Origin of the sequence: Burkholderia sp. THE68 (assembly GCF_009938265.1) — a bacterium.
In the GTDB taxonomy this organism is placed as follows: Bacteria; Pseudomonadota; Gammaproteobacteria; order Burkholderiales; family Burkholderiaceae; genus Caballeronia.
Genome location: NZ_AP022319.1, coordinates 1,032,706 through 1,053,825, shown reverse-complemented (window position 1 = coordinate 1,053,825; position 21,120 = coordinate 1,032,706). Strand labels below are relative to the sequence as shown.

At 65.2% G+C, this 21,120-nt stretch carries 20 protein-coding genes; 2 read left to right on the top strand and 18 right to left on the bottom strand.

The features are described 5' to 3' along the window. Window positions 1-35 precede the first annotated feature (35 nt). The 7 genes from BTHE68_RS33295 to BTHE68_RS33265 all read right to left on the bottom strand — a co-directional run bounded on the left by BTHE68_RS33295 (window position 36) and on the right by BTHE68_RS33265 (window position 6,633). The gene (locus tag BTHE68_RS33295; protein WP_162070510.1) at window positions 36-701 is read right to left on the bottom strand and encodes a MarC family protein; all 666 of its coding nucleotides are present in this window, start codon (window positions 699-701) and stop codon (window positions 36-38) included. A gap of 87 nt (window positions 702-788) precedes the next feature. Next, the gene (locus BTHE68_RS33290; RefSeq protein ID WP_225936438.1) at window positions 789-1,157 is read right to left on the bottom strand and encodes a hypothetical protein; all 369 of its coding nucleotides are present in this window, start codon (window positions 1,155-1,157) and stop codon (window positions 789-791) included. A gap of 21 nt (window positions 1,158-1,178) precedes the next feature. Continuing rightward, window positions 1,179-1,937, bottom strand: coding sequence for a flagellar brake protein (locus tag BTHE68_RS33285; protein WP_162070509.1), 759 nt, complete (start codon window positions 1,935-1,937; stop codon window positions 1,179-1,181). A 222-nt stretch (window positions 1,938-2,159) separates the two neighbouring features. Beyond that, window positions 2,160-3,140, bottom strand: a complete 981-nt coding sequence (locus BTHE68_RS33280) for a hypothetical protein (protein ID WP_162070508.1) — start codon at window positions 3,138-3,140, stop codon at window positions 2,160-2,162. Between the two features lie 234 nt (window positions 3,141-3,374). Continuing rightward, entirely contained in the window at window positions 3,375-4,457 is a 1,083-nt protein-coding gene (locus tag BTHE68_RS33275; RefSeq protein WP_162070507.1) for an alpha/beta fold hydrolase, read from the bottom strand. Between the two features lie 97 nt (window positions 4,458-4,554). After that, window positions 4,555-5,886, bottom strand: coding sequence for a glycosyltransferase family protein (locus tag BTHE68_RS33270; protein WP_162070506.1), 1,332 nt, complete (start codon window positions 5,884-5,886; stop codon window positions 4,555-4,557). 108 nt (window positions 5,887-5,994) lie between these two features. Further along, window positions 5,995-6,633, bottom strand: coding sequence for a TetR/AcrR family transcriptional regulator (locus tag BTHE68_RS33265; protein ID WP_162070505.1), 639 nt, complete (start codon window positions 6,631-6,633; stop codon window positions 5,995-5,997). A 156-nt stretch (window positions 6,634-6,789) separates the two neighbouring features. Here BTHE68_RS33265 and BTHE68_RS33260 point away from each other — a divergent pair, with 156 nt between their 5' ends. Further along, window positions 6,790-7,056: a hypothetical protein gene (locus BTHE68_RS33260; protein WP_162070504.1), complete on the top strand. Its 267-nt coding sequence runs from the start codon at window positions 6,790-6,792 to the stop codon at window positions 7,054-7,056. Window positions 7,057-7,059: 3 nt separating this feature from the next. Here the strand turns inward: BTHE68_RS33260 and BTHE68_RS33255 are convergent, their stop codons facing one another. Genes BTHE68_RS33255 through BTHE68_RS33220 form a run of 8 tightly spaced genes read right to left on the bottom strand, consistent with a single transcriptional unit; the run spans window position 7,060 to window position 13,881 of the window. Further along, a complete protein-coding gene (locus tag BTHE68_RS33255) occupies window positions 7,060-8,334 on the bottom strand; it encodes an MSMEG_0569 family flavin-dependent oxidoreductase (protein WP_162070503.1) in 1,275 nt (424 codons plus the stop codon). Between the two features lie 29 nt (window positions 8,335-8,363). Continuing rightward, window positions 8,364-8,648: an MSMEG_0570 family nitrogen starvation response protein gene (locus BTHE68_RS33250; RefSeq protein WP_162070502.1), complete on the bottom strand. Its 285-nt coding sequence runs from the start codon at window positions 8,646-8,648 to the stop codon at window positions 8,364-8,366. A gap of 13 nt (window positions 8,649-8,661) precedes the next feature. After that, complete coding sequence (locus BTHE68_RS33245) at window positions 8,662-9,825, bottom strand: MSMEG_0565 family glycosyltransferase (RefSeq protein WP_502710616.1); 1,164 nt, start codon at window positions 9,823-9,825, stop codon at window positions 8,662-8,664. Next, window positions 9,813-10,763: a sll0787 family AIR synthase-like protein gene (locus BTHE68_RS33240; RefSeq protein WP_162070501.1), complete on the bottom strand. Its 951-nt coding sequence runs from the start codon at window positions 10,761-10,763 to the stop codon at window positions 9,813-9,815. Before BTHE68_RS33240 ends, BTHE68_RS33245 begins: the two co-directional genes overlap by 13 nt. Next, complete coding sequence (locus BTHE68_RS33235; protein ID WP_162070500.1) at window positions 10,760-11,320, bottom strand: MSMEG_0567/Sll0786 family nitrogen starvation N-acetyltransferase; 561 nt, start codon at window positions 11,318-11,320, stop codon at window positions 10,760-10,762. Before BTHE68_RS33235 ends, BTHE68_RS33240 begins: the two co-directional genes overlap by 4 nt. A 2-nt stretch (window positions 11,321-11,322) precedes the next feature. Next, window positions 11,323-12,393, bottom strand: a complete 1,071-nt coding sequence (locus BTHE68_RS33230; RefSeq protein ID WP_162070965.1) for an MSMEG_0568 family radical SAM protein — start codon at window positions 12,391-12,393, stop codon at window positions 11,323-11,325. Continuing rightward, window positions 12,386-13,393: a Nit6803 family nitrilase gene (locus BTHE68_RS33225; RefSeq protein ID WP_162070499.1), complete on the bottom strand. Its 1,008-nt coding sequence runs from the start codon at window positions 13,391-13,393 to the stop codon at window positions 12,386-12,388. The genes BTHE68_RS33230 and BTHE68_RS33225 overlap by 8 nt, the downstream gene beginning before the upstream one ends. Window positions 13,394-13,398: 5 nt before the next feature. Beyond that, a complete protein-coding gene (locus BTHE68_RS33220) occupies window positions 13,399-13,881 on the bottom strand; it encodes an MSMEG_0572/Sll0783 family nitrogen starvation response protein (RefSeq protein WP_061177135.1) in 483 nt (160 codons plus the stop codon). A 298-nt stretch (window positions 13,882-14,179) separates the two neighbouring features. Between BTHE68_RS33220 and BTHE68_RS33215 the strand changes: the two genes are divergently transcribed. Beyond that, the gene (locus tag BTHE68_RS33215; protein WP_162070498.1) at window positions 14,180-15,571 is read left to right on the top strand and encodes an aminotransferase-like domain-containing protein; all 1,392 of its coding nucleotides are present in this window, start codon (window positions 14,180-14,182) and stop codon (window positions 15,569-15,571) included. Window positions 15,572-15,669: 98 nt separating this feature from the next. Here BTHE68_RS33215 and BTHE68_RS33210 read toward each other — a convergent pair whose 3' ends face one another. Genes BTHE68_RS33210 through BTHE68_RS33200 form a run of 3 tightly spaced genes read right to left on the bottom strand, consistent with a single transcriptional unit; the run spans window position 15,670 to window position 21,118 of the window. Further along, the gene (locus BTHE68_RS33210; protein ID WP_232078191.1) at window positions 15,670-16,524 is read right to left on the bottom strand and encodes an alpha-amylase family protein; all 855 of its coding nucleotides are present in this window, start codon (window positions 16,522-16,524) and stop codon (window positions 15,670-15,672) included. Then, window positions 16,524-18,947: an NfrA family protein gene (locus BTHE68_RS33205; protein ID WP_162070497.1), complete on the bottom strand. Its 2,424-nt coding sequence runs from the start codon at window positions 18,945-18,947 to the stop codon at window positions 16,524-16,526. Before BTHE68_RS33205 ends, BTHE68_RS33210 begins: the two co-directional genes overlap by 1 nt. Then, window positions 18,944-21,118 (bottom strand): glycosyl transferase family protein, encoded by a 2,175-nt coding sequence (locus tag BTHE68_RS33200; RefSeq protein ID WP_502710624.1) that lies wholly within the window; start codon window positions 21,116-21,118, stop codon window positions 18,944-18,946. The genes BTHE68_RS33205 and BTHE68_RS33200 overlap by 4 nt, the downstream gene beginning before the upstream one ends. Between the last annotated feature and the right edge of the window lie 2 nt (window positions 21,119-21,120).

Here is a 21,120-nt window from a genome sequence, read left to right as displayed (position 1 = left end):
GGTGAGCGTCGCTTGGGGTTTGTCCGGGGAATCCGCTATTTGATGGTGAGATGCACCGAGGCAATCAGTTCCGATAGCCCGAGCCACAGAATCTGCACGCCGATGCAGAAGATGACGAACGCGAAGAGGCGCATCGCGACCTGCGTGCCGGCGGTGCCGAGCAGACGTTCGAGATGCCCGGCGAAGCGCACGCACACATAGATGCTCGCACACAGGATCACCAGTCCGACGCCCACGCCCGCGATATGCACCGGCTGCACGCCGTGGCGCGGCGAGCCCGTGCCGAGCGCGATGGCGACCGCGATCGCGCCCGGCCCGACGGTGATCGGCAGCGTCAGCGGATAGAAGGCCTTCGCGCGCAGCGTCGCGCCGCTGCGCGGCCGGGGCGCGGTTTCGGCGGCGTCGTCGTCATCGGGCGCCTGGAGCAGACCCCAGCCCGCCATCGCGACGACCAGGCCGCCCGCCACGCGCAGCACCGGAATCGAGATGCCGAAGAACGACAGCACGTATGCGCCGATCGAAAGCGACGCCAGCAGAATTGCGAAGCTGTTGATGCAGATGCGCCGCGCGAGTTCCGCGCGATCGTCATCGCCGATATGCGGCAGCATGCTCAGCACGACGAGCGCCGTCGCCGGCGGATTGATGATCGGGAATAATCCGGCGACGATCACGAGAACCGTCCGGGCGAATTCGTTGAGCATGCGCGTTTTTGTCCGTTCGTAGGCCTGCTGCAAGCCCGGACATTGTGCACGCTAACTGGACGAACGTGCGTGGAATTGCTCCGCGATTCAGGCGAACGGCGCCGAGAGAATCAGCACGCATTCGGTGAGAAACGAGCCGAGCCCGACGCCGATCAGCACGCGCGCGACATAGGTCCACACGCGGCGATCGACATTGCCCGAGCAGCGCCAGGCGAGCGTGCACCACAGCAGATACAACGCCGAGCAGACGGCGAATACGCCCAGCATGCCGGGCCAGAACCAGACAGTGAGCAGCAGAAATGTTTCGGGAGTGACGCCTCTCGTCCAGAGGTCGAGGTACACGAACCACCATGCGAGGTGGATCGGCACGCCCAACAGCCACCAGACTTTCCAGAAGCGTTCTTCTCCGCGCCAGGCCTTGCGAAACATGCGTTGCGATGCAGTGGAAGGAGGCACGCATTCTACTCCACGCATGGCCTACACCGAGAGGCTGCGGCGCTTGGCCTCCATGCGCGTGATGAGCCGCTGCAGCACGTTTTCCGCCGCGCCGGAGAGTCGCACGAAGCGAAAGCCGACGACATAGCGCACGTCGCCGCGCGGCGTGGTCACGGTGCGCGGTGACAGCAATTCCAGATCGACGGGCAAGGCCACGCCCGCACCGAGATGCAGCACGACATCGTTGAACACGGTGCCGATCTCGGTTTCCGCGAGACGCGGCGTGTCCATGCGCAGCGCGATGCCGCCGAGCGAGACATCGTGCACTTCGTAGCGGAACGCTTCGCCGTCGGCGAATGCGCCTTTCGCGTAGAACGGATCGAGGATCGGCGCCGGCACGCGGAAATATTCGCGTCGCTGAAACTGATAGAGCTTCGCGGGAAACTCGGCTTCGAACGCCTGTCGCCCTTCATGAGTCACGGCGTGCGCCGCGCCCGTGCTGAACTCGACGCGCACGCCCTCCGGCGCGCCCTTGAAATACAACTGTCGCGCGTCCAGCAACGCGCGATTGTCCGATTCGACGCCGCCCCAGTCGAACACGATGCGCGCGCCGCGCACGTCGACTTCAAGCAATTGCGTGACGATCTGCCCGCCGGCGCTCGTCACGGTCAGCATGTCGCGGCGCTGCGCGAGACTGCGCAGACAGATGGAAATCTCGGATGGCGTATGACGCGCGAAGCGTTCGTGATCTTCGGCGAATTTCTCGATATCGGATGCGTGCGGCAACGGTGCGGCGAGCATGATGGTCCAATCTAGTTATCAGTTTGGGACAGCGAACGGCGGCTACCTGTTGACGCATATGTTGCACGAAAAGCACGCGGTTCAGTACGTCAGTAACAACTAGATTTTCACGGTAATTCAGCGTTTTGCAGAGCAGCAAAACGTTTTTTCTTACGTATTGCTTTCAACAAACGACGAAGGACGGGCGCGATCGCCCGGCCTTTCCGCATCGGCCTGAACGAATCAGGCGAGCGCGTCGAGTTCGCTCGCGAGCGCGCGGCGTCTGATCGGCGCGAGCGCCGCGCCAAGACGTTCGCCCTGCGCCTCGGTGATCACGCTGCCGAGAATCTCGCCGAAGCGCGGCTCGTCGACGCCCGAGATGATGTACTGCCAGCGATACGCATCGACCAGCGCCGCATGCACGCTCGCCTCTTCGTCATCCGACAACGCGCGGTCGAGCAGCGTGACGAAGTAATGTGCATCGGCGGCGGCTTGGGCCTGCATCATGCCGTCAATCGCGGCGACGAGGTCGATCAGATCGCCGATCGCGGCATCGCGCGCGGCGTCGTCGATGCGCGCATCCTCGCGCAGCCACTCCAGTTCGTCGATGATCGCGTGCTGCGACTCTTCCTTCCAGTGAAACAGGAAGATGTCCTTGAAGAGCGGCGACAGGGTCGCGTCGCTCTCCATGCTCTGCCGGTAGTGCACCTGCGTGACAATCTCGACGCAACAGGTCAGCGCGAGAATCGACCAGGTGGATTTGCCGAGCACGAACGCGGCGACTTCGTCCGCCTGCGAGACGAAGCGGTAGCCGGGCGGCAGCGCGAGGGACGCGAGCGCCTCGACGCGGCGGAACAGCTCCTGATGCTTCAGTTCCTCATCCGTGAAGCGGACGATCGCTTCGAGCGCGGTCTGGTCGCCGAGTGCGTGATCGCATCCGACTTCCAGCATCTTCGCGCCGACGAAACGCTCGATCATGCCGAACATGTTGGCGTAGGTACGGCCCTGGATCTGCGACATCAGGCGGCGTTCGCGCGTATCGAGAAACGGCAGGCGGTTCACTTCGGACAGCCCGTCGGGCATGAACTTGTGCGCGGGATCGAATTGACGGCCGCGCAATACGTCGCGATCGATATCCCAGCGGATGCGGCGGGACACTTCGATGCACTTCGCATAGCGTTGATGCGGACTGACCTTGGCGGACTCGTGTTGAACAGCTTTCATGTGCGAACTCCGGGATGACTCTGCGTCGATGATTGCGATGAAATGGGCGCCATGTAGAGCGGCGCGCTGCGTCGAACAGGTCGGCGTAGGGTCATTCGTCGCGTCACCGTTCTGCGAATCATTCTCGGGAAAGGCGCGTTTGCGCACATGAGGCGCATGTCCCGGTTGTGTACCGGGACGCTGGGTTTTGTCGGCGGGAAAGGGGGACCTGTGTCCCGACGGGCTTGGGCAGGCTCAGGCGGACGCGTCGAAGCCCGCGCGGCGCGCGAGCACGATCGCCTGCGCGCGGCTCTCGACTTCGAGCTTCGAGAAGATGCTGGTGATGTGATTGCGCACCGTCTTCTCGCTGAGCGCGAGGCGCGCGGCGATCTGCGCGTTGTCGCGCCCGCCCGCGAGCAATTCGACGATATCGCGCTCGCGCGGCGTCAACGCGGAAAACGCGGGATCGCTCACTTGCGCCGAGGGCAGGAACGCGCGCACTTCCTCGCACCAGCGCGGCCAGGCGGCGTCGAATTCGAGCGTGAGATGGTTCTCGCTTTCGAGCGGCACGAAGCGCGCGCCGGGAATCTGCCCGGCGAGCAGTCGGCTTTCGTCGAAGGGCACGCGCGCGTCGCCGCTAGCGTGCAGCACGAGCGTCGGACATTGCACGCGCGGCAGCAGATCGACCACGTCGATCTCGTTGAACACGCGCATGATGCGCGCGGCGTTGCGCGGCGTCGTCGTGAGACGTTCGAGTTCGTTGAACCAGTGATGCTGCTGCGGCGTGCCGCCAGGAATGAACTGCGTCGTAAAGAACTGACGAAATGCCGGATTGTGCTTGCCCCAGCCGAGCTCCGCGAGCTTCACGAGCATTTCGGCTTCCTCGTGCAGCGCCGGATCGCACGTTCGTTTCAAACGGCCGCGCGCGTAGCCGCCGTGCAGCACGAGATGCGTGACGCGCTCGGGATGCGCCACCGCATACGCGATGGCGATCGACGCGCCCTGCGAAATCCCGAGCAGCGGAAAGCGTTCGAGGCCGCTCGCATCGACGACGGTTTCGAGATCGCGCAGCCAGGCGCCGAAGGAAATATCGCCGACATCGTGGTCGGAGAGACCGCAGCCGCGCTGATCGTAGCGAATCAACGTGTGGCGGCTGCACAGTTCGCGCATCAGATGGCTCCAGACCGGGCTCGTAAAGTCCAGTTCCAGATGACTGAGCCAGTTCGCCGCCTTGATGAGCGGCGGGCCCGAACCGCACGTCGCATACGCGATGCGCACGCCGTCGCTCGCCGTGCAGAGGCGGATCTGCTGCCGTGTTGTGGGCGGGCGCGTCGACATCGGAATGATGTGTAAGTAGGGACTACGTACAGAGGCGACGCCCGCGCGGCAGCACCGCGCGAACGCGTTTCATGCTCGCGCGTAAACGATCAGAAAGTCAAGGACGGCGCGCGCCGCGCATCTGGCTCGTCAGGTCGCCGTGATGCATCAGGAGCGCGCGCAGCGACGGCCACATATGCATGTAGTGCACCATGAAGCTGTCGCGGCTCTGAAGCTGGTATGGCGTGTTGATCGTCATGCAGTCGAAGAGATCGCGGTCCTCTGCCAGACCGTGCCGCTGCAGCACCTTGATGAACACGTCCTGATCGCCGCCGCTCGCATAGGTGGAGGATTTATCCGCGATCCCGCCGATGGTCTGCTCGATCTCCGTCAGCAGGTCGAGATTCTGCTGCGTGTTGCGAAAGCCCAGGATGCCTGAATTGAACTGCAAGCTCATGTCCGTCGCGATCACGCGGTCGCGGTTCTGCAACAGCGATTCGAGCGGCTGACCCTGATCGACCACGAGCACGTCGGCATCGATCCAGAAAATCCATTCGTGCTCGGGGAGGTGGCGCAGCAACACCCACGGTTTCAGCCAGTTGCCGCTTGCGCCCGCTTCCAGCGGCACATCGCGATAAAGGTGCAGCGCGTAGCCGTGCCGCTCGCAATAGCGGCGCACATTGCGCTCGGCGATTGCCCCGTATTCGCGGATGTTCGGCGTATAGAGCATCGCGAGTGCGATCGGTGCGTGGCCGTTCCACGCTTCGTATCGCGCTTCGCCGGCTTCCGGCGGCGGCAAAGCGAGATACGGCGCGCCGCGCGACTGGCAATCGTTGACGTGTTCCGCGAGCAGATCGCGCAGATCGGCAAACACGGGCTGGTTGTGCGGCGCGTCCGGCAAATCCGCGAGCGCAAGCGCGAACGCGGGCCATTCGGTCCATACCGGATGGACGTGCAGCGCGGCAAGCACGACGGGCACGTATCCCTCGATCGCCACGTTGAACGAACACGGCTCCAGTGCGCGCAGCAAGTCGGTTTCGCTCGCGAGCGCCCCGCCGAACTTCGTGCCCGCGCAAAGGCGCTCGACGCGTTCGCGCGCGGCGGGCGTATTACGCCAGAGCTGGAACGACGCCAATACATCGTTGGCTGCGCTGTCCCGGTACGAGACGATCCAGTCGCGGCTTTCGTCGCGCATCAACGTCTCACACGGGACGTCGCGCAACAGCATGCAGTCCTGCGTGAGCAGCAGCACGAGATCGCCTTCGGCGCAGGCGCGAAGCGTACGCAACAACACCTGGTATTTCTGGTACAGGCGCAGATGCGGCCAGCCGATCGAACTCACATCGACATATTCGTGCGAGTAGGAATGGCGAGCGCAATAGCGGCGGTGATTCTCGAACGACGCGCGTGCGCTGCCGTCGGCGAAAAAACTGATGACCTGGGTCGTCATGGCAATGCTCCGTGATGCCGTGTGTCGGGCATTTTGTCCCGTCACTCGGCGCACGAGCAAGCGCACGCACAGTTTGTTTCGTCCCAGTGCGCATGAGCCGCGATCGTTTCACGTTCGGCGTTTCGCGCGCAGCGGCAGCGTCGCGATGAACTGATCGATCGCCGCGAAGAGCGCCGCGCGGCGCACGCCGTCCTGCGCCTGAATCGAAAGACCCGCGAACAGCGTCATACATAGCGCGGCGAGCGCCTGAACGTCGGTGCGCGCGTCGAACTCGCCGTTTTCGACAGCCTGCGCGAGCCGCAACGCGACGATCGACGCCACCTTGCGCCTGAGCTTCTGCATCTCGGCGCGCAACTGCGCGTGCTCGACGCCGACGGACATCGCGCCCAGAAATATCATGCAACCGCGTGGATTCTGTGTGCCGGTGAAGAGTTCGACGCTCGCGCGGAACATCGCGCGCAGTCCGTCGCGCACGGATTCGTGCGCCTGCAACTGACGCAGCGCCGCGCCGCCTTCCGCTCCCGTATAGAGTTCGACCGCTTCGCGGTACAGATCCTCCTTGCTGCCGAACGCGGCGTAGAGGCTCGGCGAATTGATGCCCATCGCGTCGACGAGATCGGCCATCGAGCAGGTGTCGAAGCCCTTGGCCCAGAACACGTCCATCGCGCTTCGCAGCGCCGCCTCGCGATCGAACGCGCGCGGCCGCCCGCGTGCCTTGTGCGGCGTCTCCCGTATTTCCGACGACATGTCTCGCTCCTCGTGCGCGCCAGCGATTAGTACGCGCACTGAAATTCAGAATTATGTGTCGATCGTAACAAAATAACTGGACGCTGTCGCGCGACGATGTTCAAATATGTGTATTGATCGTTACATAAATCCCGGAACCTTCTTAGGAGTGTCGTCATGAAACCGACTTTGTCCGCGCTTGCCGCCGCGTTGCTGCTGATGAGCCCGCTCGTGTCGTTCGCGCAAACCACGGCGGCCTCGCCCGCGCCGTATTCGGTGTTCGTCGATCAGCCCACCGGCTTCACGTTCGTGAAGATGCCGTCGGGATGGAAGTTCGTCGGCGCGGTGTCGCAGGACGAAGCGCAGCACGTGCCGGCCAGCGTGCTGACCTCGGTGCTGCCCGCTGATTCGGCGCGTGCCATCGATACCGCATCGGTGAAGTAAGCTTCACGCGCACGCAATCGATATGCGATCGGGCGCGTTCGCGCGCTCGGCGCAGATCGCATCGACAATGTATTGCGCGTCGCGCGCGACGCCCGAGAAGCGGCCCGATCCCCACGTGTGCAACCACGGCAGACCGACGAAATAGACTCCCGGCACCGCCGTCACGCCGCGCAAGTGCGCCGGGTGGCCGCGACCGTTGAAGACCGGCGCGTCGAGCCAGCCGAAATCCGGCGTGAAGCCGATGCACCACACCACTGCCCCGATCCCGCTCGCCTCGAGATTCAGTTCGACGCGTTCGCCATCCGGATGCCACAGCGGCTCGTAACGCGCGGCAGCCGGCGCATCGATGCCGTGCTTCGCGATGAATCCGTCGATGCTCGCGTTGATGCGGTTATAGGTATCGTCGGCGTCGTCGAGGTTCGCGCGCAGGTTCGGCGCAAAACGCAGCTTGCCGTCGCGAAAGTCTTCCAGACGGCCGAACAGTTCCATGCCTTCCAGCGCGAAGCGGCGCAAGTCGATATCGCGGCCGCCGTCGCGGCCCGTCACATAATGATTGGTGTTGTCGCGCACGCCTTCGCGCAGCGGATGATCGGTCACGGGCATGTCGTAGTAACGCATGTCCGCGAGCCAGTCGACCACATCGCGACCGCGATAGAAACGCGCGCAACGCGGCGCTTCACCCACCGCGAGATGCACCTTGCGGCCCGCCAGATGCAAATCCTCCGCGATCTGCGCGCCCGACTGCCCCGAACCGACGACGAGCATCGCGCCCGGCGGCAACGCATCCGCATTGCGATAATCCGACGACTGCACCTGAGCGATCCGCGCGGGCAAACGTTCGGCCATGCGCGGCACGATCGGCGTGTGATAGCCGCCCGACGCGACCACGATCTGATCGGCCGTGAACTCGCCGCGCGAGCTTGCCACGAAGTAACGTCCATCCGCGCCGCGCCTGACGCGCGTGACCGCCGCATCTTCGAGCACGGGCGCGTGCACCTTCTCGATGAAGCCGTCGAGATACGCGATGATCTCGTCCTTCTTCATGAAGCCGTGCGGGTCCGCGCCGGCGTACGGGTGTCCCGGCAGCGCGCATTGCCAGTTGGGCGTCACGAGGCAGAACGTGTCCCAGCGTTGCGTGCGCCACGTATGCGTGAGCGTGTGCTTTTCGAGCACGAGATGATCGATGTTCGCCTGCTGCAGAAAGTGGCTGACCGACAGTCCCGCCTGCCCGCCACCCACGACGATCACGCTGTAATGCGTCGATTGAACGTTCGACATATCCGCATCCTCTTCGGCAGATGAATGAATCACTCGAGCGCGAGCACGGTGACGTGCGCGTCGTGCGTTGCGGTGAAGCGGCGCGCATCCTCTTCGATGCGCGCGAGCTGATCGAGCGCGGCGGAGCAGGCGAAGCCATACTTTTCGCGCACGCGTTCCGAGCCGATGTTGAGCGCCTCGCGCGAACGCGCGACGAATTCGCCGACGTCGTAACGCTCGCCCGCCGTGAAGAACTCGCCGACGACAGTCGATGGCGAATAGCAATTCGCTTCAACGCCATCGGGCCAGCGAATTCGAAAGTGCATGACTGGCATGGTCGTGTTTCCTCTATGCGTTGAGCTTGCCGTAGATGTCGAGATGCCGCGCGGCGCTGGCTTGCCACGTAAAGCGCCTGAGCAGCGCGGGCACGGCATGAAGGAAGTCGATGCCGCTTGCGCCGTCGAGCGCTTTGGCGAGCGCATCGGCGATCGAATGGGCGTCGTGCGGATCGGCGAAGACACAGGTCGTATCGTCGAGATAGTCGGTGAATGGCGCGATTCGCGACACGATCACGGGCCGCTCGCTCGCCAGCGCTTCCAGCACGACGAGCCCGAAGCCTTCGCGCAGTGAGATCATCGAGACCGCGTCGGCGAGGCGATAGAGCGCAGGCATCGATGCATCGGACAGCGCGCCGGTGACGATGACCGGCGTGCCCTTATCGCTCACGTCGAGCTTGAGTTCGGCGGCGCGCGCGAGGAAGCGGCGCGTATAGGCATCGTGATCGAGAAGGCTCGCGCCACCCGCGAGCACGAGTTGCGCCGACGGTCGTTGCACACGCAACGATGCGAACGCTTCGAGCAGCATCGACGTGTTCTTGCGCTCCTCGATGCCGCCGACCGCGAGCACGACCGGCCCCGCGCCGATGCCGAAGCGTTCGCGCAATGCATCGCATTCGTCATCGAACGCCGCTCCGTAGCGCGTTCGATCGATCCCGTTCGTCACCGTTTGCGCCGCGATACCGTATGTCGAGCGCATCGTGCGCGCCCATGCTTCGCTCACGCACAGCACGGCGTCGGCGTCCTGCCATGCGCGCCGTTGCCAGTGCGCGAGTTGCACGTCATCGAAGTGATCGAGATGATGGACGGTACGCACGAAGGCGCGAATCGCGCCCTGCGCCTTGAGCTCCGCGAGCGCATTTCCGCCGATGCTGTCCTGCGCATGCAGCACGTCGTAGCGTTCCACGCCCTCATCGATGAGCGCGCGCTTCAATGCGCGAATGCGTTCATCGACCATCGCGACAAGTCCTTCCTGCGCGCCTTCGATACGCGCCAGCACGACACTGAAAGGCGACGCGCGAAACATCGCTTCGCCAGCGCGCGCGGGCGCGAACACCGTGACGTCGTGTCCGCACGCGTGCAGTGCGCGTCCGAGTTCGAGCGTATGCACGACGCCGCCGCGCGGATTCACCGAATGCGTGAGCAGTGCGATCCGCATACGGTTCATCGCGCACATATGAACGGCTCGTCGCGCAGATTCCACAGCAGCGCGCGTTCCGAACCACGTTCGATGACGATCTCGCGCGACGCATCCACTTCGCCGATCACCGCGCATGCAAGCGAACGCGACGCGAACCTCGCGCATACTTCATCGATATGTTCACGGCGCACGGACAGCACGAAACCGAAGCTCGGAAACGCCGTAAGCCAGCGTTCGATATCGACATCGGGCGGGCGCGGCAGTGCATCGAGATCGATGCGCGCGCCCACGTCCGAGCATTCGAGCAGCATCAACGCAGTGCCGAGCGCGCCGGCCATGCTGATGTCCTTGGCGGCATCGCACAGACCGTCTTCGGCCAGCGCGGGAAGCAGTTCGAAGTCCGCGCGCGCACGGCCTTCCGGCGCGCCCACCGACGCGTTCCAGAACGGATACGGCTCCTCGAATTTGCCGCGCAGATCGACGGCCATGACGAGCGCATCGCCGGGACGCGCATCGAAGCTCGTCAGAAGCTTGCGCGCCCGCCCGACGATCGCGACCGCGAGTTGCGCACTATCGCTGCGCACGTTGCTGTGTCCGCCGACGATCGGCACGCCGTACGCCGCCGATGCCGCCGCCATGCCCGCGAGCATGTCGCGTGCGTCTTGCGCATTACCGCTCCACAACGCATCGACTACAGCGATGGGACGGCCGCCCATCGCGTAGATATCGCTGACGTTGACCATCACGGCGCTATAGCCCGCGAACCACGGCATCGTGCGAACGAAGTCGCTCACGAGACCTTCGATCGCGAACAGCATGTAGCTGTCGCCATCGGGAATCGCGGCGCAGTCGTCGCCAATCGCGACGCTCTGCGCGCCTTGCGGCAAGCGTGAAAGCACCTGCGAGATATCGCGCTTGTGACGAAAGCCGCGGCTCTCGCGCAAGCGCTCGACCACTTCGGCGAGCGCGCTCACGACATCCTCCGCGACAGCGCGACGAAACCGCTTTGCGGCGTGACACAAGGTGGATAGGCCTCGAGCTGCGCGCGCATCAGATGATGCGGCCGGCCGAACAGCGTTTCCTCGCCAAGCGATGTCCAGTTCAAACGCTGGAAAAGCGGCACGTTCTGCGCCTGAACGTGCGCGAGGAACGTCTCGCAACCTTGCGCATGCGCGCTCGACACCGCAAGCCGGATGAGCGTCGCGCCGATCTTCGCGTGCGAGCGAAACGCCGCATGCACCGCGAGCCGCGAGCCGAACCACACGCCCGGTTCGTTCTCGTGGATACGCACCGTGCCGACGACCTGCTCGGGCATGCCCGCGACACAACTCAAGGCGACGAGCAGTTGCGCGCGCGCGTCGATCTCGTCGCGATCGTCGCCGGCGAACACGCCCTGCTCGATGCAGAACACCGCGCGCCGCAGCTTGTACGCCTCAATCGCTTCCCACGGCAGCGTCGCCCATTTCACGCGATATTCGACCGGCGTGTAATCCAGCGCGAGCGCATCGCCTTCAATGGCATCGACGAACATGTTCAGACCTCGTACGAAGAAAGCGACGAGCACGCGCCGCATTTGCCGCAGCCCGCCTTGATATCGGCGGAACGCATGCCGGCATCGGCCAGCATCGCACCGATGGGCGCGAGCACCGTGCGCATGAAGTCCGGTGTGGGCGCGGGATGATCTTCGAGCGGCGTGCCGCTGATCGGCACGAACGGCACGACGAACGGATACACGCCGATGGCGATGCATTCGCGCGCGATCTGCACGATCGCCGCCGCGCTGTCGCCCAGACCCGCGAGGATGTACGTGCTCACCTGTCCGCGCCCGAACACTTTCACCGCCGCTTCGAAAGCTTCCATGTAGCGCGCGACGGGCACCGTCGCCTTGCCCGGCATGATGCGGTCACGCACGGCGGGCGTGACGGCTTCGAGATGCATGCCGAGCGTATCGATGCCGCTCGCCTTCATGCGCTCGAACCAGCGATCGTCGTCGGGCGGCTCGCACTGCGCCTGGATCGGCAGATTCACGGCGGCCTTGATGGCGAAGGCGCTGTCGCAGAGGATCTGCGCGCCGCGATCGGGCGTGGGCGGCGTGCCGGTCGTGAGGACCATGTGCTTCACGCCATCGAGCAACACGGCCATGCGCGCCACTTCCGCAAGCTGCTCGGGCGTCTTGCGCGCGATCGTGCGCCCCGCCGCGAGCGATTGACCGATCGCGCAGAACTTGCACGACTTGCGGCGGCTTTCGTAGCGGATGCAGGTTTGCAGGACCGTCGTCGCGAGTACATCCGCGCCGTGCAGCGTCGCGATATGCGAGTACGGCACGCCGTCGAGTGTCTGCATCGCGTAGAAGCGCGGCGCCTTCGGAAAGCTGATGTTGGCGATCGGAATGGCGTCGCGCATGAGCGCGCTGTTGCCGTTCGCATCGGGTTGCCCGGCGATGAACGGCGAATCCCAAGCCGTGTTCGTGTGAACGGGCACCATGATCGTCACGCCGTCGACGGTGACCGCCTTGTGATCCGACGGCCCCGCGCCACCGCGCCGGCTCGATACGCCCGCGCGCGGATCGACGAGCCGCAGACCGGTCGACTGCAGCTCAGTCATCAATTGCCGGCTCGACGCCGGCAGGTTCTCTCTCGCGCTCATCGTCGTGGGTGTCCTTGAAAGAAGTGACGGGCGATGCGGGCCGGTCGTTGATTGCAAGACTCAGCAACTCCGGACGCGCGTAGTGGCCGACCGAATCCATCATGCGTTTGCGCTTCGTGATGAGCGACATGTCCAGATCCGCGATCACCATGCCCTCGCCCTCGCGCAACGGCTCGGCGAGATGCTGGCCTTCCGGCGACACGATCGCGGTGTTGCAGCCGCCGCGCAACGCGCGCTGAAGATTCGGATCGGGCGTGATGGCTTCGATCTGCGCATCGGTGAGCCATCCCGTCGCGTTGACGACGAAGCAGCCCGACTCCAGCGCGTGATGGCGGATCGTCACCTCGATCTGCTCCGCGAAGATCGGCCCGACCAGCGAACCGGGAAACTGGCTGCAATGAATCTCTTCGTGCTGCGTCATCAGCGCATAGCGCGCGAGCGGGTTGTAGTGCTCCCAGCACGCGAGCGCGCCCACGCGTCCGACGCCGGTCTCGACGACCTTCAGACCGGCCGCGTCGCCTTGGCCCCAGATCATGCGTTCATGAAACGTCGGCGTGATCTTGCGGCGCTTGAGCAGCAGCTTGCCGTCCGTATCGAAGATGAGTTGCGTGTTGTAGAGGCTGCCGTGATCGCGCTCGTTCACGCCGAGCACGACGACCATGTTCGCGAGCCGCGCACGTTGCGCGACCGCCTGCGTGACCGGACCCGGCACGACCACCGCCTGCTCGTAGAGCTTCATGTGATCCGCGCCCGATGCGACCGGCGCGCGCACGAACGAGAAGTACGGGTAATACGGCACGAAGGTTTCGGGGAACACGATCAGTTGCACGCCTTGCGCCGCGGCTTCATCGATGGCCGTGCACACGCGGTCTAGCGTGCCGCCCGGCTGCTCGAAGTCCGGCGCGATCTGCACGGCGGCCGCGCGGACGATGCGTTTGGTCGAGGGCGTCGCGGCCATGATCGTCACACGGTCCACGTGTGGATGATGAGCGCGTTCTCCTTGCGATGAAGCAACTGGAGATCGAGCACGTCGAGCGGGTTGATCGGCCGGATGCCTTCGATCAGCGACGCTTCGCCGTGTCCGTACAGCGCCTGCAACGCGAAGCGGCATGCGTAGACCTTGCCGCCTTCGGCCATGAACTTCTGCAGTTGCTTGTTGAAGTTGAGATGGCCGGGGAAGGCTTCGTCGCCGAGGGTCGGAAAGCCGCGTTGCAGACCGAGGGTGACGCCGGGACCGTAGAGCAGCACCGATGTATCGAAACCCTTGCGTTGCAGGCGCGTCGCCTGCAGCAGATTCACGAAGCCGATCGAGCCTTCGAACGCGACCGTATGGAACGTGACGAGCGCTTTTTCGCCGGGCTCGGCCTTCACGTCCTCGAAGACTTTTTCTTCGTAGTCGACCAGATAATCGCCGTTCTTGTGAAGCGGTTGACTGACTGCGGGCATGGCATTCTCCGTGGTTGTCGAGTGATGGCAAGCGCTCAAACGCAACGGATATGCCAATGATTGGCCCGCGAAATGCAATCACTTTGCGATCAAGCAAAACGAATTTGCGCGAGCGCCGCGAAAATTTTCTGGCTGCGGCTTGTGGGACGGGCTTTCGCGGCATCGCGCAGAAGCGCTGCGCGAAAGGGACACGCACGCTTTCAGCGCAAAGGCGCGTGTGCATGGTGCGCGGCACACCGAAGCCGTGCATCGATGCGATCAATGCAATCAGGTGCGATTTCCACGGGGCTATCGGACGATGAATCAGCCAACGCATCACTGGATCAGAAAACTCGAAGAGAGCCGAAAGCCCGCGTATCTGACGATTCCCGATCTGATCGAGGAAGACCTCGCGAGCGGACGATTGCGGCCGCGCGATCGCCTGCCGGGACTGCGCGATCTCGCGGATCTGCTGAGCCTGAACTACACGACGATCGCGCGCGCCTATGCTGAAGCGCGCAAGCGCGGCCTGCTCGATGCGCGCGCGGGCAGCGGCACCTTCGTGCGCGGCAGGACGCAGACGTTGCCGCTGGCGGGCGGAAGCAGCGTCGAGATGTCGATGAACATGCCGCCCGAGCCGCCCGCGCTCGCGGCGCGCTTGCGTGAATCGGCGGCTTCGCTGATGCGCGGCGCGGATCCGTATCAGTTGCTGCGCTATCAGGATTTCGGCGGCACGGCGACGGATCGCGCGGCGGGAAGCGAGTGGCTTCGCGCGCGCGTGCGGGATTGCGATGTCGATACCGTGCTCGTGTGCCCGGGCATTCACGGCGCGCTCGTGGCGCTGGTGTCGCAGCTTGCGCGGCCCGGCGAGATGATCTGCCTCGACTCGCTCGCCTATCCCGGCATCAAGGCGATCGCGTCGCAACTGGGCGTGCGGTTGCAGGCGCTGCCGCGCGACGAGGACGGCCCTTTGCCGCATGCGTTCGAGGCGTTGTGCAAGTCGGAGAAGCCGGGCGGGTTCTATTGCAATCCGACTTTGCAGAATCCGAGCACGCTGACCTTGACGCGCCAGCGCCGCGAAGCGCTCGCCGATGTGGCGTTGCGCTATAACGTGCCGATCATCGAGGACGAGCCTTACGGGATGTTGCCGCCCGACGCGCCGCCGGCGATGGCCGCGCTTGCGCCCGAGCTGACTTATCACGTCACCGGGTTATCGAAGACGCTCGGTGCGGGCTTGCGGATCGGCTATCTGAAGGCGCCGACGCCGCGGCAGACGCAGCGCATCGCGGGTGCATTGCGGGCGACGACGGTCATGCCTAGCCCGTTCACCGTGCTGCTCGCGACGCGCTGGATCGATGACGGCACCGCCGCCGATGTGCTCGTCGCGATTCGCAATGAAGCTTCGGCGAGACAGGCGATCGCGGCGGACGAGCTTCGCGAGTTTGCTTTCGATGCCGATCCGAATGGATTTCATCTGTGGCTTCCCGTGCCGCCGATGTGCGACTGGAGTGCTTCCGAACTCGCGTTGCAGTTGCGCAATCAAGGCATCGGGGCGGTGGCCGGGGCTGCGTTTTCCACGGATGGCAATCCGCCGAATGCGTTGCGTCTGTGTCTTGGCGGGCCGCAGGGGCAGGAGGATTGCCGGGAAGCCGTGCGGCGAGTGGTGGATATGCTCGCGGATCCGCATCATTTGCATATGCCGATGTTTTGATGAGTCTTGTTTTCGCCGGATCCCGTTGGCGTGTTGGTCTATTTGCGTTGCCCCTGTGCTAATAGACCGACGCGAACACGGGATCCAGCGAAAGAACATCACTTGCGCATGAACGAGTACGCATCGACCAGCCCTTGCACGATATCCGCCGACACATAATGCGGCCCATCGAAGAGATAGGTCCTGTACCCACGATAAGCATCGATCTGCGGCCTCAGTTCCTCCACCGTCGCGGAGCGAAATCCGCCGCCCATTCGCGGACGAAACGCCTCCACGATGATCCTCACCCGATGCCGCCCCAGCTTCGCCGCAAGCTGATCCGCATACTCACGCGCCACGCGCGGCTCACGCGCATACACCCCGCATCCATCCTGCAACAGCACGCCGACATCGCGCGGCAGCCATTGATCGAGCCAGTCGGCAATCGCCGCGCCGCCCACATTCGCGCGATCATAAACACTGATCCACAACGGCTTGGGCAACGCATCGAGCATCGTGCGCAAAGCACTCGCGTTCTGCCACGTCGGATCGATCTCCACGGGAAAGTAGTACCCCGTCACATGCACCGGCGGATGAACCTCCGCGAGCCGCATCGATTCGATGAACAGTTGCGCCGCATTCGCCCGCGCCGCCGCTTCGTCGAAGCGGCCCGCCAGCCCGACGATCACATCGCGCGCCCACGGTTCCTGCCCGATGCGCTCCCAGTCCGGCATGCGCGGCGCCGCGCGCAATCCCGCGCCCGGCACGAACGATATGCCGTCCACCGCCGTCCATTGCACGATCAGCTCATGCGCGCCGAGCCTGTCCCAATCGCCGCGCGGATCGGCATGCGCGTTGTCGGGCTGCCAGACGATGCCGTCGACGAGACGCGCGCGCGCGGCATCGGCATGCGCCGAAACGGGCGCGCACGCAAGGCAGCAAGCGATGACGAGAACGGAGAAGAGGGAAGACATCAGTACGAGAATACCGCACCGAAGAACACGCCTTTCGCGCGATCATCGCCCGCGACGCGAAACCGGTATTGCACCGACACATCGACGAACGAGCGCGGCGCATCGTACGGACCACCACGAAACCAGTAACGCGCCGCCACGCCCGCGCCGACGCCCACCGGCACGCTGTGATCGATCGCCGAATCGTAGTCCATGCCGATGACCGCATGCGGAAACACCGTCAGGCGCGGACTCAGCGCATCGAGCCGATAGGTGCGGCCCAGACGCGCGTTCGCGGTCGCGTAGGTCGAATCGTTCACGATGTAATGCCCCGCCTCGCCGTACATCGTGCCCGTCCACCAGCTCGGCACGTCGAGGCGGCGCGTGTCGCCGAAGCCGTTCGAGTAGGCCGCGCGCACGAGCCAGTCCGAGCGCACGTCCGAGCCGATCGGCAGAATCTTTTCGACCGCGAAAATCGCATTGGCCGATGCGAACGGTTTCACGCGCGCGCCGATCGCCGCCTGCAACGTCGATGCCCCCGACGGCCCGTCGCCCTTCACGCCGAAGTTCTCGTAGCCGCGCGCGTACACCTCGAACATGCGGTCGCCGAGACTGCCGAACGGACGCCAGTACGCCTCCGCGCCCGCCTGCCAGTTGTTCGACAAACCCGGCGTCGGCGCAAACGCGAAGCCTTGCTGCGCGCCGTTGCCGCGATAGTTCACGGTCGCGCTGAAGCCCCAGTTGCGCGTCGCTTCGGCGTGAGCCGCGCGTGCGTCGTTCAGTGCTTCGGGCGTGAGCGCCTCGTCGGCGGGCGCGTTTGCGCCGTGGTCGATCGCGCGTTCCAGATACTTCGCGCCCTCTTCATTGCGATGCAGGTTGAGCGCCGCGTAACCCGCGTCCGCTTGCGCCGATGCGGACAGCTTGCCGTCTCGCTCGGCGCGCGCGAAATAATCCAGCGCGAGCGCGCTGTCCCCCGCGCGTCGCGCGATGACCGCCGCCTGCGTGTCGGTCATCGAGTCGAGCAGGTTCGCATCGATCAACGCGCGCGCTTCGCCCGACGCCTCGCGTGTGCGGCCCGTCGCCGCGAGCGCATCGATCAGCGCGATGCGCGGCTGCGGATCGTCGGGCACTTCGGTGATCGCCGTGCGCCAGTAGCCGATCGCCGCGCCGCGATCGCCACGCCGTTCCGCAAGACGCGCTTCGCGTGTCGCGGCGAGCGCGGGATCGTGCGCGTAGACATCGCAGGAAGCGCCGAACGAGTCTTCGCGGCACTCGAAGGTCGGGCGCGCGCGCGGATCGACTTGCGCCGCTTGGGCCGCGCCCATGCGCAACAGCGCCTGCGCGCGATGCCGGCGCAAGGTGATCGCGGCATCGGCGTCATCGGGAGTCTGCGTCGCGACGGGCGGCAGCGCGTCGAGCGCCGCTTGCGGGTTGCCTTGCGCGAGCCGCACATCGGCGATGATCGTGCGCGCCACGCGGGCATCGCGGTATCGGCGTTCATCGGCTGCATCCGTCGATGCGGCGAGTGTCAGCGCCTGCGCGAAATCGGCGTCCTGTCCGAGCGCCGCACGCGCATAGCCGCGCAAGGTCCACGCGAGCGCATCGTCGCGATCGAGCGCGATGGCATCGCTCGTCGCGCTCTCCACGCCCGCGAAATCGCCGCGCGCGAACAGTATCTCGATGAGCTGCATGCGGAAGTCCTTGCGCCCCGGCGCATACATCACGGCCTGTTGCGCGAGCCTCTGCGCCGCGTCCAGATCGCCGCGCTCGCGGGCCGCATACGCCGACTTCGACGCCGCCGGCGCAAGTCTGTCGCCGATGAAGCGTTGCCGCTCGCGCAAGGCGTCGCTCTCGCCAAAGCGCTTCGATGCGTCGGCGGCGGCTTCATAGGCGGCGAGATCGTCGCCGGATGCGGCGAGCGAATCGATCAGCAGATAGCGCAAGCGTTCGGCCTGCGGCGCGAGCCGCACCGCTTCACGGCTTTCGGCCACTGCCGCCGCGTAATCCTTGCGCGCATACGACCGATACGCCGCGCGCGCCGCCTTCAGCGCCGGCTCCGGCAAATCGCCCGGCACGCCGCCCGCGCCGCCCGACGCGATCAGCACGTCGATCTGCCTGCGCCGCGCCGTCAGCGCCGGCAGCGGACCGAGTTGCGCGATGGCGTCGGCGAGCGCGCGGCTCGCGTCTTTCAGACGCCCGCGCGCCGCGAGCGCATTGGCCAGCAGCAGACGCAAATCCGCGACGTCCGGCCGCTGGCGAATCGCTTCGCGCGCGCCGGCGATGGCATCGGCATAACGATGCGCATCGTAGGCCGCGAACGCTTCGCGCGCCACGCGATACGCCGCGCCGGCGAGCGGCAGCGGCAAGGTCTCGTCGGCACGGGCTGCCCCCGAGGCGCACAACGCGGCGGCCGCCCACACGGCGAGTCGCAAGCGCCGCGTCATCGAATCCCGGCCCGCTCGAGATAGCGGCGCCGCTGCTCCGCGATCGCGACGGTCAGCGCATCGGGCGTGATGACCTGCTCCGCCACCATGTAATCGCCGATGCGCCCATGCCGCTCCGGCCGGTAGTTGCGCAACGCAGTCTCGAACGCGTCGCGCGTGACGAGCCCCATCTCGATCATGATGTCGCCGACGAGCGGCACGCCGCGCGCGGCGGTCGCATCCGCGAGCGAGGGCGACGCTTCCTCTTCCCCATCGCCCGTATGGACCGGCATGCCGACCGCGCGCAGCTTCCGCAGACCGCCCGTGATCTCGCTTTCACGCACGATATGCAGCGCGACCGCGCGGCCCGCCGCCGCGCTCAATTCGGCGAGCGACATATCGTCGAGCAGGCTCGCGCAGGCGAACAGAGCGTGGCCGTTCGCATCGATACCCTGCGGCAGCGCGCGCAGCCGCACGAGCGTCTCCGGCGTCGCGATAGTCGTCAGGTCCATGCGCGCGGCAACGAAACGGCCGCGCGGCAAGTCCGCCTGAAACGCGATCGCTTCGGCGAGCGTTTCCTCGTCGAGCCAGCCGCGCGTGACGAGCACGCGTCCGATCGGCGCTTCGCGCGCGTGATCGGTTCGCAGCGCTTCTTCGAGCCGCTCGGGATCGATCGCCTGCCACGAAACCAGCAGTTCGCCCAGATCCTGACGCGTATCGCGCAGGCCCTCGTTGCTGGGGAAATCGTGCATCGTCTTGTCCCACGCGAGCCGCCGCCCCGTCACCATATGCACGATGAAAAGCCGCCACGCGCGCGCCACCGCCATGAAGTTGATGACATTGCTGATGACCATGCGCGGCACCGCGAGCACGCCGTGCTCCCAGCCATAGAGCCGCGTCGTGAAGATGATGCGTTGCGTGACGCGCAGCACGAGCGCGACCGAGTTCGCCGCGAGCAGAAATTGCAGCCAGCGCGAATCGATGAACGGCGACGGAAAGAAATCGCTCGCGAAACCGAAATACGACGCGGCGGCGAACAGCATGAACTGCACGGCGAGCAGATACGCGAGCATGCCGACGAACGCCGTCACCACGCCCTTGCGATCGCGCATCAGCAGATAGCGGTTCGCGAGCGAGCCGCTCCAGCCGGTCAGCGCCCAGCCCTGCAAGCCGATGCCGAGCGTCCAGCGCGCGCGCTGCCGGTACGCGGTGCGAAAGGTATCGGGAAAGAATTCGCGCACGCACAGCGGCATCGTCAGTTTGATTTCGCGCTCGGGGCCGAGGCCGAACCAGCCCTTGCGCCGGGTCGTGAATTCGACCGGGAAGAGCGGAAAGATCGATTGCATGCCGAGCCGCGTGATGCGCGTGCCGATGTCGTAATCCTCGGTCAGGCTTTCGGTGTTGAACGGCTGTTGCTGCGTCTGTTCGACGAGCGCGAGAATCGCGCGGCGCGAGAAACACGTCCCCACGCCCGCCGACGGCACCGCGCCCGCCAGACTCTCGCGCACGACGAGATCCTTCCCGTGCCATTCGGCGAACTCGTCCATGTAGGTGCCCGCGACGAGCTCGAACCAGTGCCGTTCGAGCGACGCCACCGGCAACTGGATCATGTCCTTGCGCGGCAGGAGATAGTTGAAGAACTTCAGCTCGACGGGATGCAGCACATCCTCGCTGTCGTGCATCACGATGCCCGCGAACTCGATGCCCGCCTCGAACTCGTAATGCAGGATCGCCTGCACGAGCCAGTTGAGGCAGTCGGCCTTGCAGGTCGGGCCATCGTGCGGCACTTCCACGCGATGCAGATGCTTGTAGCGATGCCGCATGCGCTCCACTTCGGCGATCGTCGCGGCATCGTTCTGATACGTGCCGACGAACACCGTGTACGCGCGATAGTCGAGCACGCGCACGAGATCCTCGATCATCGCGGCGATCACGTCGTGCTCGTGCCACGCGGGCACCATGATCGCGATGTGCTGCTCATCGCGCGCGTAGAGCTGCTCGACCGTCAGCGGCGCGAAACGCCGCTCGACCGTCACGCGCCGCCAGAGTTTGCGCGTCCAGTACCAGACGTCGATGAACAGATCATCCAGGCTCGAAAGCAGGATGATCGCCGCGACCGTCGCGGCCACGTATTCGAGTCCCTGGTAGTAGTCGGCGAGCAGGATCTCGCCGTACCACCTAAGCGTCTCCAGCA

What these genes read in the sequence shown, in the direction of transcription:
- BTHE68_RS33295 (WP_162070510.1), bottom strand. Translation starts at nt 701, where the DNA reads ATGCTCAACGAATTCGCCCGGACGGTTCTCGTGATCGTCGCCGGATTA.
- BTHE68_RS33285 (WP_162070509.1), bottom strand. Translation starts at nt 1,937, where the DNA reads ATGCTCGCCGCACCGTTGCCGCACGCATCCGATATCGAGAAATTCGCC.
- BTHE68_RS33280 (WP_162070508.1), bottom strand. Translation starts at nt 3,140, where the DNA reads ATGAAAGCTGTTCAACACGAGTCCGCCAAGGTCAGTCCGCATCAACGC.
- BTHE68_RS33275 (WP_162070507.1), bottom strand. Translation starts at nt 4,457, where the DNA reads ATGTCGACGCGCCCGCCCACAACACGGCAGCAGATCCGCCTCTGCACG.
- BTHE68_RS33270 (WP_162070506.1), bottom strand. Translation starts at nt 5,886, where the DNA reads ATGACGACCCAGGTCATCAGTTTTTTCGCCGACGGCAGCGCACGCGCG.
- BTHE68_RS33265 (WP_162070505.1), bottom strand. Translation starts at nt 6,633, where the DNA reads ATGTCGTCGGAAATACGGGAGACGCCGCACAAGGCACGCGGGCGGCCG.
- BTHE68_RS33260 (WP_162070504.1), top strand. Translation starts at nt 6,790, where the DNA reads ATGAAACCGACTTTGTCCGCGCTTGCCGCCGCGTTGCTGCTGATGAGC.
- BTHE68_RS33255 (WP_162070503.1), bottom strand. Translation starts at nt 8,334, where the DNA reads ATGTCGAACGTTCAATCGACGCATTACAGCGTGATCGTCGTGGGTGGC.
- BTHE68_RS33250 (WP_162070502.1), bottom strand. Translation starts at nt 8,648, where the DNA reads ATGCCAGTCATGCACTTTCGAATTCGCTGGCCCGATGGCGTTGAAGCG.
- BTHE68_RS33245 (WP_502710616.1), bottom strand. Translation starts at nt 9,825, where the DNA reads ATGTGCGCGATGAACCGTATGCGGATCGCACTGCTCACGCATTCGGTG.
- BTHE68_RS33235 (WP_162070500.1), bottom strand. Translation starts at nt 11,320, where the DNA reads ATGTTCGTCGATGCCATTGAAGGCGATGCGCTCGCGCTGGATTACACG.
- BTHE68_RS33230 (WP_162070965.1), bottom strand. Translation starts at nt 12,393, where the DNA reads ATGACTGAGCTGCAGTCGACCGGTCTGCGGCTCGTCGATCCGCGCGCG.
- BTHE68_RS33225 (WP_162070499.1), bottom strand. Translation starts at nt 13,393, where the DNA reads ATGGCCGCGACGCCCTCGACCAAACGCATCGTCCGCGCGGCCGCCGTG.
- BTHE68_RS33220 (WP_061177135.1), bottom strand. Translation starts at nt 13,881, where the DNA reads ATGCCCGCAGTCAGTCAACCGCTTCACAAGAACGGCGATTATCTGGTC.
- BTHE68_RS33215 (WP_162070498.1), top strand. Translation starts at nt 14,180, where the DNA reads ATGAATCAGCCAACGCATCACTGGATCAGAAAACTCGAAGAGAGCCGA.
- BTHE68_RS33210 (WP_232078191.1), bottom strand. Translation starts at nt 16,524, where the DNA reads ATGTCTTCCCTCTTCTCCGTTCTCGTCATCGCTTGCTGCCTTGCGTGC.
- BTHE68_RS33205 (WP_162070497.1), bottom strand. Translation starts at nt 18,947, where the DNA reads ATGACGCGGCGCTTGCGACTCGCCGTGTGGGCGGCCGCCGCGTTGTGC.